Here is a 14,411-nt window from a genome sequence, read left to right as displayed (position 1 = left end):
ACCTTGCGCGCTTTGCGGTTAAAAAAATTAATTAAACAGTAAATGAATAATTCCCCAAAAATTATCATATCAGGTGGTGGCACCGGCGGGCACATTTTTCCCGCCGTAGCCATAGCCAATGCGCTCAAACGCTTGGTTCCTTCCTGTGATATTTTATTTGTGGGCGCAACAGGCCGGATGGAAATGGAAAAGGTTCCTGCGGCCGGATATAAGATTATTGGCTTAAACATTAGTGGAATGCAACGCGGCTCGATTGTAAAAAATTTAGCACTTCCATTTAAGGTTATCGGTAGCGTAAATAGGGCGATACAGATTATTAAAGAGTTTAAGCCCGATGCGGTTGTAGGAGTAGGTGGCTATGCCTCCGGGCCTTTGTTGTATGCGGCTTCTTTGAAAGGAATTCCTTACCTCATCCAGGAGCAGAATTCTTATGCCGGCGTAACCAATAAATGGTTGGGTAAAAAAGCATCAAAAATTTGCGTTGCTTTTGACGGGATGGATCAGTTTTTTCCTACAGATAGGATTTTGAAAACCGGAAACCCTGTTCGGAAGGAAGTAGTAGATATCCAGGGGAAACACTTTCAGGGGGCTGAGCTGCTAAAACTCGATCCATTGAAAAAGACCATTATGGTTACAGGGGGGAGTTTAGGCGCCGGAACGCTGAATAAAGCAATTGAAAAACATTTGCCTGATATCCTTGCGCAAGATGTGCAGGTGATCTGGCAAACAGGAAAATATTACTACCAGGGTATTGTCGAAAGATTGGGACTTGATTATCATCCAAACGTTCGCATCCTTGAGTTTTTGAATAAGATGGACCTGGCTTATGCTGCTGCAGATGTTATTATCAGTAGAGCGGGAGCAGGAACCATTGCCGAACTCTGTTTAATCAGGAAGCCGGTGATTTTGGTGCCTTCGCCAAATGTAGCAGAAGATCATCAAACCAAAAATGCAATGGCATTGGTAAAAAACGGAGCAGCATTGTTAATTAATGACCGTTCTGCTGAAGATACTTTGGTAAAAGCAGCCCTTGAACTTTTAAATAACAAAGAACAGAGCGAAAAGCTTTCTGAAAACATAGGTAAAATGGCTTTGCCTGAAGCCGATGAAATTATTGCAGGCGAAGTATTGAAGTTGATTAAATAAGCTTAAAGACTAAAGCAGAAAGACCAAAGCAAAGACAGATCGTCATTGCGAGTTACGAAGCAGTCTTAAGGCAATAGGAAATAAAAAATAAAACAGTTGAAAGGCAGCTTTAGGCTTTATTCTTTCTACTATTAGCTAAAAAAAATGGAATTAAGTAAAATAAACAGGGTTTTCTTTGTAGGTATCGGTGGTATCGGTATGAGCGCGCTTGCCCGTTATTTTACTAAACGTGGGCAGGTGGTTTGCGGTTATGATAAGACCAGGACCAAGCTGACCGAAAAACTGGAACAGGAAGGTATTTTAATTACCTATGTGGATGAAGCTGATTCATTGCCATCCGCATTTTTAGAGAATGAAGATGATACCTTAGTGGTTTACACCCCTGCTATACCAAAAGACTCTAAAGTTTTAAATCACTTCATTGATAAAGGTTTTAGTGTTAAGAAGCGTTCGGAGGTATTGGGAATTATCAGTAAGGGTATGTTTTGTATTGCCGTTGCCGGTACACATGGTAAAACCACCACTTCGTCAATTATAGCACATATTTTAAAAGATACCGGTTACGATTGTACGGCGTTTTTAGGTGGTATAACCACTAATTACAATAGTAATGTGCTTTTTGGCGATAACAATGTGGTTGTGGTAGAGGCTGATGAATATGACCGTTCCTTCCTGACTTTGCATCCGGATATTGCCGTGGTAACATCGATGGATGCTGATCATCTGGATATTTATGGTGATAAAAGCCACCTCGAAGAATCATTCAGGCTATTCGCCGGGCAGCTAAAAGCAGAAGGCATATTGTATGCACATGAAGGATTGCCTTTGGAAAACAGCATCAGTTATGCGGCCAGCCTCACGGCAACAGCAAAAGCTCAGAACCTGAGGGTTGAAGGATCCAGGTTTGTGTTCGATTATGCCGATGCCTCGCATAGTATAAAAGATATCAGTTTACAACTGCCAGGAAAGCATAATGTAGAGAATACCACTGTAGCCATTGCAATAGCCCTGACTTTGGGTATTGATGCAGATAAGGTGAAACAAGCCGTTGCAAACTTCAAAGGGGTTAAGCGCCGTTTCGAATATATTGTAAATAATGGCGATCAGATCTATATCGATGATTATGCACATCATCCTGAAGAGCTGAAAGCCTGCTTTGATGCCGTAAGACAATTGTATCCTAATAAAAAGTTAACGGTGATTTTTCAGCCGCACCTGTTTACCCGTACAAGAGATTTTGCAGATGAATTTGCAAAAGTTTTAAGCACGGCCGATGAACTGTTACTGCTCGAAATTTATCCGGCCAGAGAATTGCCTTTAACAGGCATAAATTCACAGTTTTTGCTGGATAAAATCACTTTGAGTAATAAGAGAATATGTGGAAAAGATTTTGTGGTTCAGTATGTTAAAGACACAAAACCTGAATTAATTTTAACGGTAGGTGCAGGTGATATTGATACCATTATTGACCCATTAAAAAATACATTAAATAATGCTTAAACGAATAAACTGGAGCGCAATTTTTACTGGCTTTGCCTGGCTAATCAGCCTGGCAGGGGTGGTTGTGCTTTTGAGTTTTATTAATGTGAAAAAGCAGACAGTTAAATGTACGGATGTTAAAATACTGATCCCCGGAGCAGATAATTTTATTGAACGCGAAGAGGTTGACGCCATTTTAAAAGAAGATCAGGGAATGCTTTTGGGCCGCAACCTCGAAAATATCAATATTCATAAAATTGAGCAAAAATTGCAATCGAACCCTTACATCGGCTTTGCCAAAGTGTATGTAGATATGGATGGTGTATTGCACATCGAGGTAAAACAAAGACAACCTATCCTTCGTATCCTGAATGAGAACGGACAGGATTTTTATATTGATAATGATGGCCTGAAAATGCCGATATCATCAAATTTTACAGCCAATGTACTGGTGGCAACCGGTCACATCGGTGAAGTTTTTGGTAGCCGTGTTGATACTTTACATACACAATTGGCAAGAGACCTGTATAAAACAGCACAGTACATTAAAAAAGATACACTTTGGGATTCACAGATCGAACAGATTGTGGTTGATCAGAAAAACGACATCACATTGATCCCCAGGGTGGGTAACCAGCGTATTATTTTGGGTAATGCCGATTCGCTGGAAAAGAAAATGAAGAACCTGTTGCTGTTCTATAAAAAAGCAATGCCGCAGGTAGGCTGGGATACTTATAAAACCATCAATATTAAGTATACCAACCAGATTGTTTGCGAAAAAAGAGATTCGACAGATTTAGGGAAAAAATCGAAAACATTTTCGGCAGCTGATAGTTTGAGGATACAGCGGAACGTAACCGATTCACTGATCAGAAATACCATCGGTACAATAATAGACGATCGCCCCGAAGCCGATCAGCCAGAAGAAGCGCCTAAAAGGGTCGAGCCTAAAAAGATAGAGGCTAAGAAAGAGGAGTTAAATAAAACCGAAGTAAAAAAGGCAACTCCTAAAAAAGCAGAACCAGCTAAGAAAGAAGAAAAAAAGCCGGCAACAACACAGGTTACCAAGCCTAAGGAAGTAAAGCCGGCAGACAAAAAAGAAAAACCGAAGCAAACGGTAACAACACAGCCAAAGCCGGCAAAATCTGAGGCAGATTTAAAAAAACAGAGAGAGGCAAGAGAGAAAGAAATCAAAGCCCTGGAGAAATTGTATAAAACTCAGCAAAATTAACGAATATGGACAAGGCAAAATTTACCAGTCAGTCGCCCATTGTAGTAGGATTGGATATCGGTACTACAAAAATTTGTGTTATCGTTGGTCGTAGAACACAGCACGGTAAGATAGAGATCTTAGGAATAGGCAAAGCAGAATCGGCAGGTGTAACACGTGGAGTGGTTTCTAACATTCAAAAAACCGTACAGGGCATTGCTCAAGCAGTTGAAGTAGCAAGCGGACAATCCAACGTAGAAATACAGGTGGTAAATGTGGGTATTGCTGGTCAGCACATTAAGAGCTTACAGCACAGAGGAATTTTAACAAGAAGAGAATTAAATAACGAAATCGGTAAAAAAGACATCGATAAACTGATCGATGATATGTTTAAACTGGTAATGCCACCGGGTGAGGAAATTATCCATGTATTACCTCAAGAATTTACCATCGATAACGAGCCGGGAATCAAAGATCCGATTGGTATGGCAGGGGTTCGCCTTGAAGCCAACTTCCATATTATTTCTGGTCAGGTTACCGCAGTAAAAAATATTATCAAATGTGTAAATAATGCAGGTTTACAGACTCAGGATTTAATCCTTGAGCCATTGGCTTCATCTGAATCGGTGTTGAGCGAGGAAGAAAAGGAAGCTGGTATTGCATTGGTTGATATTGGTGGTGGTACTACAGATATTGCCATTTTCCACGAAGGTATTATCCGTCATACCGCAGTAATTCCGTTTGGCGGCAATAGTGTTACCGAAGATATCAGGGAAGGTTGTTCTGTAATGCGCAACCAGGCTGAGTTATTGAAAACGCGTTTCGGTTCGGCGTTGGCTGAAGAGAATAAAGAAAATGAAATTATTTGCGTTCCTGGCTTACGGGGTCGCGAACCGAAAGAAATTTCGGTTAAAAATCTGGCCTATGTGATTCAGGCCCGTATGGAAGAAATTATAGAGCATGTTTACTATGAGATCAAATCTTCCGGATATGAGAAAAAACTGATCGGTGGAATTGTGATTACCGGTGGTGGTGCCTTATTAAAACACTTATCTCAGGCGGTTGAATATGTCACCGGTTTAGATTGCCGCATTGGTTATCCTAACGAGCATTTATCTAAATACGAAGATATGCCTAAGGCCATTTACGACGATTTGAAAAGCCCGATGTATGCAACCAGTGTAGGTTTGCTGATCAAAGGAATCCAGAAAGCAGAAGAGCTGATTGAAGAAATGAAACAACCTGGTGTTTTTGTTGAGAAACCAAAAGCAGCTAAAGAAAAAGAAAAACGCGGACCAGGTCTGTTCGATAAATTACTGGCAAAAACAAGAACTTTCATTCAGGATGATATGAATGTAAGCGATGAAGATTACTTAAAAAGTTAATTATTTTTCCACAAAAGATGAGTTTTCCACATTATTAACAGTTGTGGAAAACGTCTGTTGAAAAAGTGTTAATATTACATGGAGTAATGAACAGAATTTAAAAATTTTTAAACAACTGATTCATAAAGATATGCAGTTCGAAATGTTAAAAGATAAGTCTTCAATCATCAAGGTAATTGGTGTTGGAGGCGGTGGCGGCAACGCAGTGAACCATATGTACCTGTCTGGTATTACTGGTGTGGATTTTATTATTTGTAATACAGATGCCCAGGCTTTGGAATCTAGCCCTATCCCTAACAAGGTACAGTTAGGCGCTAGTTTAACAGAAGGAATGGGAGCTGGTTCTATTCCTGAAGTTGGTAAAAACTCTGCAATAGAAAATATAGATGATATTAAGGCAATGTTGGGTAGTACCACTAAAATGCTTTTTATTACGGCAGGAATGGGTGGTGGTACCGGAACAGGTGCTTCGCCAATTATTGCAAAAGCTGCAAAAGAACTTGATATTTTAACGGTGGCTATCATTACTACACCTTTTTCTTTCGAAGGAAAAAGACGTAGGCTGCAGGCCGACGAAGGAATGGAAGAGTTAAAAAAATATGTAGATTCTTACCTGGTGATCTCCAACGATCGCCTGCGCGAAATTTTCGGAAACCTAACCCTGGGTTCTGCATTTGGTCAGGCCGACGATATTTTAACAACGGCTGCAAAAGGTATCGCAGAGATCATAACTGTTCCAGGTTATATCAACGTCGATTTTAAAGATGTACGCACCGTAATGAAAGATAGCGGCGTAGCCATTATGGGTAGCTTTGCTGCCGAAGGCGATGATCGTGCACTTCAGGCTGTGGAAGGCGCTTTAGCTTCGCCATTATTAAAAGATAACGAAATTGAAGGTGCCCGCTATATCCTGCTGAACATTAGCTCTGGCTTGCGGGAAGTAACCATGGATGAGGTTTCAATCATTACCGATTACATTCAGGAAAAGGCAGGTTTATCAGCCGATTTGATCTGGGGTAACTGTACCGACGAATCTTTAAGCGATAAACTTTCTGTAACGATTATCGCTACAGGTTTCCAAACCTCTGAAGAACGCGTAAACGAAGAAAAAAATAAAAAGAAAATATCGCTTTTAACACCTGAAGAAGCTCCGTTGGTTCGTCCTGTAGAGCCGGTAAACTCTTTTATTAAACCTAAAGCGGCGCCATCTTACGAGCCCGTTTTAAAAACAAAAGAAGAGGTTTCGCAAGCAGATCTTTTTGGCGGCATGTTCAATAAATCTGAACCTCAAAAAGTTCAGGAGCCTGAAAATAATGTGGTTCGCCATACTTTGATGGAGGAAGAGCCTCAGGTAGAAGAAGCCAAGGAGACTGGATTTGAATTCGAAGTAAAATTGGCTGAAACTAATTTTGTATTCGAAACACCCGTTGCACAAGCGCAGCCAATGCCTGAACCTCAACCAGAAATCGAAATGCCGGTTGTGGGTTTAGACGACAATAAAAGTGACGAATCGATGGAAGAGCAATTGAAAAAATCTAAAGAACGTATCTTACGTTTAAAAGATCTGAGCATGAAATTGCGCACCACTAACGGCTTGCAGGAATTGGAAAATGAACCTGCTTATAAACGTAAACAAATGCAGTTGCAGCAAGTTCAGCATTCGTCCGAATCGCAGGTGAGCAGATTTACTTTAAGCAACGATCAGGATGGTGGTACCGAGATCAGACCGAACAATTCTTTCCTTCACGATAACGTTGATTAGAACAGACTAAAATAAATTTAAAGCCCCGGTTTAGCCCCGGGGCTTTTTTGGCATAAAATTAGCGTGTTAAAAGGTTTAATAGAGACCTAAAATATTCAAGCAGGTTGATTTTAAGACGAATAAAGCTTAAATTCGCAAAATTTTTATAATAAAAAAACAGGTAATACATTGGATATATTTGATAAAATAGCAAAACACATGGGGCCGATCGGTCAACACCAAAAATGGTCTCATGGGTATTTCTCATTTCCAAAATTAGAGGGAGAAATTGCACCACACATGCAATTTAAAGGAAAAGAGCACTTGGTTTGGAGTTTAAACAACTATTTGGGCTTAGCCAATCATCCAGAAGTTAGAAAAGCTGATGAAGAAGCTGCAGCTCAATATGGTATGGCTTACCCAATGGGTGCGCGTATGATGAGCGGTAACTCTAAATACCATGAGCAACTGGAGCAGGAACTTGCTGCTTTTGTTGGTAAGCCCGATGCATTTTTATTAAACTATGGTTATCAGGGCATGGTGTCAATTATTGATACACTTGTTGATCGTAACGATGTAATTGTTTATGATGCAGAATCACATGCATGCATTATCGATGGCCTGCGTCTGCACATGGGTAAACGTTTCGTATACAAACACAACGATATCGAAAGCGCACGCAAACAGCTTGAACGGGCCACAAAATTAACGCAGGAATCAGGCGGTGGTATTTTATTGATTACCGAAGGTGTTTTCGGAATGAGTGGTGCGCAAGGTAAATTAAAAGAACTTGTTGACCTTAAGAAAGAATTCGAATTCAGGATTTTGGTTGATGACGCACATGGTTTTGGTACCATGGGTAAAACAGGTGCAGGAACCCACGAGGCACAGGATTGTATAGATGGTATCGATGTTTACTTTGGCACATTCGCTAAATCAATGGCCGGTATCGGTGCTTTTGTAGCTTCAACTGAAGAAATTACCAATTTCTTAAGATATAACATGCGTTCGCAAACTTTTGCCAAAGCTTTACCGATGCCAATGGTAATCGGTTTGTTAAAGCGTTTGGAACTGTTGAAAAGCCGACCTGAATTAAAAGATAAGCTTTGGGAAATTGCCATGACCTTACAAAAAGGTCTACGCGAACGCGGTTTCGATTTAGGTGTTACTGATTCGGTAGTTACACCTGTTTTCTTAAAAGGAGAACTTTCTGATGCAACGGCATTAACTTTCGATCTCCGCGAAAACTATGGTATTTTTTGTTCTATAGTAGTATACCCTGTAATTCCGAAAGGAATGATCGAGTTAAGGTTAATTCCAACTGCTGTACATACTTTAGAAGACGTACAGCGCACTTTGGATGCTTTTAGTGAAGTAGCCGAAAAATTAGAAAACGGATATTACAAAGAGAATCTTTTTGCTACTGTTTAAGATCAATTAAAATAGTATAAAGCCCTTTAAATCAGTTTAAAGGGCTTTTTGTTGCAGTTGTTTTTGTAAAAATCTGTATTTCAGCTACTTGGTGTGGTTTTTTTTTAAGCTAATATGTTTATAAAAGCATATAATGTGGAAAAAAACGGCATAGGAGGCCGTTTTTTATTGATATAAAAATTTTTTTATTTCATCAAACCCTTTAAATTAGAGTAGATAATTAAAACTAAAACCTTAAAGAACCATAGGAGTAATTAAAAATGAAAAAATTCGAAGAAGTAAAAAGTTTAGTGGCAGCTTTAGAAGCTGATGTAGACAAATTTTATAACAAAGGTAACAGCGCAGCTGGAACCCGTATACGTAAAGGTATGCAGGATTTGAAAAATTTAGCTCAGGCCATCCGTTTAGAAGTTCAGGAAACTAAAAATAAAGCATAAGCGACCAAAATAATTATAATTAAATAGCCTCAGGATATATTCTGGGGTTTTTTTGTGCCAATAATTTTCCTTCTCATTATTTGTTTATAATATCTTTTTTACTGTAAAATATATAAGACAAATTGCCTTCATTGTATAAGTTTTCTTAGCTTTCTTTTTATTTGCTCGAATCAGTCTTAGATTCAAAAACTAAGCAAAAATTTTGATTTTATAATACATTACAAACTTTGCGTTAAGGCAAGGTAAGCAGAATACTTAATTGCGCCAATCATTTGGTGTTAAGTGATAATATTATTAGAAGTATAAGGTGCCGGAATATTTTCAATACCATAAAGCAGAACCTAAGGATGTGGAATATTTACTGCATCTGCTTCACAGGGTGCATACAGTAGACGCCAAATTAAAAGAAGAATTTGAGAAACATCTCTTAAAGCTCCGGATAAAAAAAGACCAGGTACTGTTTAATGAGAACGAGGTATGCGAATACATCTATCTCATTGTTAAAGGCGCCTTAATGGGGTGTACCACACACAATAAACAGAAGATAACCACTTATATTTCAGTTGAGAATGATTTTGTAAGCTCTATATCCGGTCTTCACGGATCGGGATATTCTCAGGAATATGTTGTTGCTGTTGAGGATACTGAACTGTTGGCCGTACACAACAATGAACTCAACCGCCTTTTTGAGTATCATTTCAACCTCAATTATATATTTAGGGTGATTTTGGAGAAATATTATAGGGATGCACAGCAAAGGGCCTATATTATCCGTGTAGGCAATGCAAAAGAGCGGTATCTGTATTTTGCTAAAACCAACCCTGGTTATTTGGACCGTCTGCCTTTAAACCTGGTTGCTTCATTGTTAAATGTTAAGGCTTCAACATTATTATCCATCAAGAAAAGTTTTTTGGGACTTGCAGACCGCCATAAAGAGTTAGAAGAGTGGGGCAAAAAAATAGAAATTCATATTCATAAAAATCAATCATTCAGGCATAAAGATATCAGGCTCCAATCTCTTGCTAAAGAAGTTGGTTTGAGCAGCCATAAGCTTTCTATTGTTTTAAACAGTTATTTCAACAATAGTTTTATCGATTATATTAATCAGTACCGTATAAACTGGATCAAAGAAAGGATCCGTCATCCTGATATTATACAAAATTTCACTTTAGAAGCACTGGCTTACAGCGCAGGTTTTTCTTCCCGTAGTGCCTTTTACAATGCCTTTAAAAAGCGGGTGGGCATGAGTCCTATTGAATATTCAAAAAATCTGAATAAATAGTGCCTGAAATTAACGTTCCTGTTACAAAAAAAGCATTCTAATGGTCCTTTTTATTGCATTATTGTGTTGATTTATAATACAGGACAAACTTGTTTCTGTATTATTTACCAGATGGTGCATGTTTAGTTAATTTAGAGTAGTAAAACATAAAATTTAAGGGTAATACTAGCTAAATTGATTTAGACTATGATGAAAATAATGCGTTCAACAGATTGGGAAGAAGTTAAAGCTATCTATCAAGAAGGAATCGCTACTGGAACTGCAAGTTTCAGAACACCAGAAATGTCATGGAAAGATTGGGATTCATCGCATCTTAAAGCCTGCAGGTTTGTAGTTCGCCGCGGTAATGAAATTGTTGGGTGGTGTGCACTTTTGCCGGTAGTAGCCAATTATGATGTTGGTGGTGTTGGAGAAATTGAAGTGTACGTTAAACAAGGCTACAAAGGGCAAGGTATCGGCTCCTCCTTATTAAATGCTTTAATTGCTGAAAGTGAAAAAAAAGGAATTTGGATGCTTCAGGCAGGAATTTTCCTTCAGAATTCGGCCTCATTAAAAATTCATGAAAAAGCTGGCTTCAGGGTAGTAGGCTACCGGGAAAAAATTGGTAAAGCAAAAGGCGTCTGGCAGGATAACCTGCTACTGGAAAGAAGAAATAAGTTGATTGCCTGATGAGATAAAAAGAGCCTCGAACCATTTTTCGAAGCTCTTTTTTGCCTTAAAGCCCATTATGGTTAGTGCTAGGCCAATTAAAAACAAAAAACAGACTGCTCTCTCTTTTGCATTTTGCAGCAAAATCAAACAGTCTGTTCCGAAATGTTATTGTTGATGGCTATTTAAGCCACTACACTTAATTTATCTACTTCTGCAATAATTAATTGTTCCAATGCCGAAGAAGCTTTAACCAGTGGCAACCTTACGGTATCGCCACAAACACCTAAATGTTTTAATGCAGCTTTTATCCCTGCCGGATTACCCTCGGCAAAAGCCAAACGGGTAAACTCTATTAAGCTTAAATGAGCAGGCAGGGCCGCTTTATAATCGCCAGCTAAACAAAGTTTTACCATATCTGAAAACTGCTTAGGTAAGGCGTTTCCGATTACTGAAATAATACCTGCAGCGCCTAAAGCAATCATAGGCAAAGTAACCGGATCATCTCCGGATATTAAGAGAAAATCTGCAGGTTTATCTCTCATAATCTGATTAAACTGGTCGAAACTTCCTGATGCTTCTTTAGTAGCAATGATGTTTTTAAAATCATGGGCCAATCTGCAGGTTGTTTCCGGACTCATATTGCTTCCTGTACGGCCTGGTACGTTGTATAAAATCAAATCTAAAGGAGAAATTTCAGCCAAATACTTATAATGCTGGTAAATTCCTTCCTGGGTAGGTTTGTTGTAATAAGGACTGACAGATAAAATTGCACTGTAACCGGCAGCATCAAAAGATTTAATCTCTTCGGCTACGGCTATAGTATTATTGCCACCTATGCCGGCAACCAATGGTAATCTATTGTTATTAATTTCAGCAGTATAGGCCCACACCTTCTTCTTCTCGTCCTTGGTCATTGTAGCGGTTTCGCCGGTTGTACCTAAAGAAACGAGGTAATCTATCCCTCCATCTACCAAATGATTAATCAGGTTTTTTAAGCCGTTATAATCAACTGATCCATCTGTGTTGAAAGGTGTAACCAATGCTACACCAGTACCCTGAAATTTGTTCATTATATATTTAATTATTATTCTCCAACCACGAAGCCACAAAGGCACGAAGTTTTTTTCTTATTTTGGGTTATAAATAGCTGTTTATAACCCGCTTAATTCCATCTTTTATTTTTGCCTCATTAAAGTTAATGAGTAATCCTAACTTACAGTTAGAGAGCTTTAAGTAGGTTATTGTTTGCGCTAAGTGAACATCTTTAAGGATATTTACTGCTTTCACTTCAATAATAACTTTTCTTTCAACTAAAATATCTATTCTGTAATTACAATTAAGTTTTATACTCTTGTAATAAACAGGAAGATCTATTTGATTGGAAAGCTGCAACCTGCATTAACCAATTCATAAACTAGGCAAGCCTCATAGGCTGATTCTAATAATCCTGGACCCAGCTCAACATGAACTTGATACGCAGCATTAACAATTAATTTAGAAATTTCATCTTCCGTCATCCCTTAATGCTTTAAAATGTTTCTTATTTATTAAGCAATAGGGATGCTTTTAATCAATTCACTTTGTGTTCTTAGTGCCTTTGTGGTAAATTACCTATTTTATCATTTCTAAAAGCTCTGCATCGCTGATGATCGGAACGTTTAGCTTATTCGCTTTTTCCAGTTTCGATGGGCCCATATTATCGCCTGCTACCAGGTAATTCAACTTGCCCGAAATACCGCTCAGCATCTTACCTCCATTGGCCTCAATTATATCTTTGAGCTCATCGCGACTAAAGTTTTCAAAAACGCCCGAAATTACGAATGTTTTTCCAATAAGTCTATCACTCGCCAGTGTAATTACTTTTTCTTCAATTTCAAACTGTAATCCTGCTAATTTTAATAATTCTATCTGTTTTAAGTGCTCAGATTTTCCAAAATACTCAACAATACTTTCCGCAATGCGCTGCCCGATCTCATCAATTGCTATTAATTCCTCTACGGTAGCCCTCGAAAGATTGTCGATATTTTTTACGCCGGCAGCTGTTTTTTTTGCAACTGTTTCGCCAACATAACGAATGCCTAGCCCAAATAGCACTTTTTCGAAAGGCATTTCTTTCGATTTTTCAATTCCGGCGAGCATGTTTTCGATCGAGCGCTCTCCAAAACGATCTAAGGTTTTGAGCTGATCCGATTTTTGATATAGTGTATACAGATCGCTTATATGCCGTACAAGGCCATGTTTGTAAAAGGTTTCGATCGTTTCGTCTCCAAGACCATCGATATTCATGGCCTTGCGCGAAATAAAGTGTTGGATCTTACCTACAATCTGCGGCGGACAACCTTCATCATTAGGGCAATAGTGTACAGCTTCACCCTCTTTTCTGATCAGTTCAGTCCCGCATTCAGGGCAATGGTGAAGGTAATGCACTTTGTTTGATCCCGGTAGCCTTTTCTCAAGGTTTACCTTAATGATTTTCGGGATAATTTCACCACCTTTTTCAACATAAACGGTATCGCCTTCATGTAAATCTAAACGATCTATCTCATTTGCGTTATGTAAAGTAGCACGTTTAACGGTGGTACCCGCCAATAAAACGGGTTTTAAATTGGCAACTGGCGTAACTGCCCCGGTTCTTCCTACCTGGTACGTTACTTTTTCCAAAACGGTTTCTACCTCGGCCGCTTTATATTTATACGAGATGGCCCAGCGTGGTGATTTAGAAGTAAAACCCAATTCCTGTTGTTGTGCATAACTGTTTACTTTAATTACGATACCATCTATATCGTAGCTTAATTTAAAACGTTCGCTTTCCCAGTAGTGGATAAATTCTAGAACGGCATCTATGCCAGAAACCAATTTGGTATGCTCGCAAACGTGGAATCCCCACTCTTTTACCGCATTTAAGCTATCCCAATGGGTTTTAAATTCATTTCTATCAGTATACAGAAAGTAAATAAACCCATCCAAGGGCCTTTTGGCCACTTCTTTACTGTCCTGCATTTTTATGGTGCCCGATGCAAAGTTGCGGGGATTTGCATAAGGAATTTCACCAAGTTCTTCACGGGCTGCGTTTAATCGTAAAAAAGCAGCTTTATGCATAAAAATTTCCCCACGGATTTCAAAATGCTCCGGTGCCACAGTCGATCTGATTTGGTGTGGGATGGTATGAATGGTTTTCACATTATTGGTTACATCATCCCCTTTAGTGCCATCACCACGGGTAACAGCACGCAAAAGTTTACCGTTTTCGTAGGTAAGACTAATGGATAATCCATCAAATTTCAGTTCGCAAACATATTCGAAATTATCGCCAATGGCTTTACGGATACGTTCGTCAAAATCGCGGAGGTCCTGTTCACTGTAAGTATTCCCCAACGATAGCATGGGATATTTATGGTTTACAGTAACAAAATTTTTAGTGATATCGCCACCAACACGCTGTGTAGGCGAATTCGGATCGGCGAAATCAGGATTTGCCTTTTCGAGCTCGGCAAGGTGCTTTAACTTTTTATCAAACTCATAATCACCAATGGTAGGCATGGCCAGCACATAATAATTGTAATTGTGTTGGTTTAATTCGGCCACCAGGGCATCCATTTCTTCTTTTATTGCAGTTAGCGACATAAGACAAATATAGAAAAAGGAGGAG

General features: G+C 39.0%; 11 protein-coding genes and 1 pseudogene. 9 read left to right on the top strand and 3 right to left on the bottom strand.

All coding sequences use genetic code 11. The features are described 5' to 3' along the window. Nucleotides 1-42: 42 nt before the first annotated feature. From murG to ACFSR6_RS06850, 9 genes are all read left to right on the top strand, one after another. Nucleotides 43-1,146, top strand: a complete 1,104-nt coding sequence (gene murG / locus ACFSR6_RS06890) for an undecaprenyldiphospho-muramoylpentapeptide beta-N-acetylglucosaminyltransferase (protein WP_379076752.1) — start codon at nt 43-45, stop codon at nt 1,144-1,146. Nucleotides 1,147-1,290: 144 nt separating this feature from the next. Continuing rightward, nucleotides 1,291-2,646 (top strand): UDP-N-acetylmuramate--L-alanine ligase, encoded by a 1,356-nt coding sequence (gene murC, locus ACFSR6_RS06885; RefSeq protein WP_379076749.1) that lies wholly within the window; start codon nt 1,291-1,293, stop codon nt 2,644-2,646. Beyond that, the gene (locus tag ACFSR6_RS06880; RefSeq protein ID WP_379076746.1) at nt 2,639-3,856 is read left to right on the top strand and encodes a cell division protein FtsQ; all 1,218 of its coding nucleotides are present in this window, start codon (nt 2,639-2,641) and stop codon (nt 3,854-3,856) included. Before murC ends, ACFSR6_RS06880 begins: the two co-directional genes overlap by 8 nt. 5 nt (nt 3,857-3,861) lie before the next feature. Continuing rightward, entirely contained in the window at nt 3,862-5,220 is a 1,359-nt protein-coding gene (ftsA, locus tag ACFSR6_RS06875) for a cell division protein FtsA (protein ID WP_039473398.1), read from the top strand. A gap of 130 nt (nt 5,221-5,350) precedes the next feature. After that, nucleotides 5,351-6,982, top strand: coding sequence for a cell division protein FtsZ (gene ftsZ / locus ACFSR6_RS06870; RefSeq protein WP_379076742.1), 1,632 nt, complete (start codon nt 5,351-5,353; stop codon nt 6,980-6,982). A 168-nt stretch (nt 6,983-7,150) separates the two neighbouring features. Beyond that, nucleotides 7,151-8,392, top strand: coding sequence for an aminotransferase class I/II-fold pyridoxal phosphate-dependent enzyme (locus tag ACFSR6_RS06865; RefSeq protein WP_379076739.1), 1,242 nt, complete (start codon nt 7,151-7,153; stop codon nt 8,390-8,392). A gap of 260 nt (nt 8,393-8,652) precedes the next feature. After that, nucleotides 8,653-8,829: a histone H1 gene (locus ACFSR6_RS06860; protein ID WP_183762498.1), complete on the top strand. Its 177-nt coding sequence runs from the start codon at nt 8,653-8,655 to the stop codon at nt 8,827-8,829. A 307-nt stretch (nt 8,830-9,136) separates the two neighbouring features. Next, complete coding sequence (locus ACFSR6_RS06855; protein ID WP_379076735.1) at nt 9,137-10,111, top strand: helix-turn-helix domain-containing protein; 975 nt, start codon at nt 9,137-9,139, stop codon at nt 10,109-10,111. 186 nt (nt 10,112-10,297) lie between these two features. Continuing rightward, nucleotides 10,298-10,780 (top strand): GNAT family N-acetyltransferase, encoded by a 483-nt coding sequence (locus ACFSR6_RS06850; RefSeq protein ID WP_379076732.1) that lies wholly within the window; start codon nt 10,298-10,300, stop codon nt 10,778-10,780. A 164-nt stretch (nt 10,781-10,944) separates the two neighbouring features. On the opposite strand, the gene dapA is transcribed toward ACFSR6_RS06850, so the two are convergent. The 3 genes and pseudogenes from dapA to ligA all read right to left on the bottom strand — a co-directional run bounded on the left by dapA (nt 10,945) and on the right by ligA (nt 14,386). Continuing rightward, nucleotides 10,945-11,832: a 4-hydroxy-tetrahydrodipicolinate synthase gene (gene dapA / locus ACFSR6_RS06845; protein ID WP_379076729.1), complete on the bottom strand. Its 888-nt coding sequence runs from the start codon at nt 11,830-11,832 to the stop codon at nt 10,945-10,947. A 67-nt stretch (nt 11,833-11,899) separates the two neighbouring features. Then, nucleotides 11,900-12,279 (bottom strand): annotated as a pseudogene (locus tag ACFSR6_RS06840) (GxxExxY protein). 94 nt (nt 12,280-12,373) lie between these two features. Further along, nucleotides 12,374-14,386, bottom strand: a complete 2,013-nt coding sequence (ligA, locus tag ACFSR6_RS06835) for an NAD-dependent DNA ligase LigA (protein WP_379076726.1) — start codon at nt 14,384-14,386, stop codon at nt 12,374-12,376. Nucleotides 14,387-14,411 lie beyond the last annotated feature (25 nt).

It is taken from the genome of Pedobacter vanadiisoli, from assembly GCF_042684385.1.
Taxonomy (GTDB): Bacteria; Bacteroidota; Bacteroidia; order Sphingobacteriales; family Sphingobacteriaceae; genus Pedobacter; species Pedobacter vanadiisoli.
Note: the sequence above shows the minus strand (reverse complement) of the source record. Positions and strands in the feature narration are given on the sequence as shown.

Coding starts and splice junctions, on each gene's coding strand:
- murG (WP_379076752.1), top strand. CDS start 43: ATGAATAATTCCCCAAAAATTATCATATCAGGTGGTGGCACCGGCGGG.
- murC (WP_379076749.1), top strand. CDS start 1,291: ATGGAATTAAGTAAAATAAACAGGGTTTTCTTTGTAGGTATCGGTGGT.
- ACFSR6_RS06880 (WP_379076746.1), top strand. CDS start 2,639: ATGCTTAAACGAATAAACTGGAGCGCAATTTTTACTGGCTTTGCCTGG.
- ftsA (WP_039473398.1), top strand. CDS start 3,862: ATGGACAAGGCAAAATTTACCAGTCAGTCGCCCATTGTAGTAGGATTG.
- ftsZ (WP_379076742.1), top strand. CDS start 5,351: ATGCAGTTCGAAATGTTAAAAGATAAGTCTTCAATCATCAAGGTAATT.
- ACFSR6_RS06860 (WP_183762498.1), top strand. CDS start 8,653: ATGAAAAAATTCGAAGAAGTAAAAAGTTTAGTGGCAGCTTTAGAAGCT.
- ACFSR6_RS06850 (WP_379076732.1), top strand. CDS start 10,298: ATGATGAAAATAATGCGTTCAACAGATTGGGAAGAAGTTAAAGCTATC.
- dapA (WP_379076729.1), bottom strand. CDS start 11,832: ATGAACAAATTTCAGGGTACTGGTGTAGCATTGGTTACACCTTTCAAC.
- ligA (WP_379076726.1), bottom strand. CDS start 14,386: ATGTCGCTAACTGCAATAAAAGAAGAAATGGATGCCCTGGTGGCCGAA.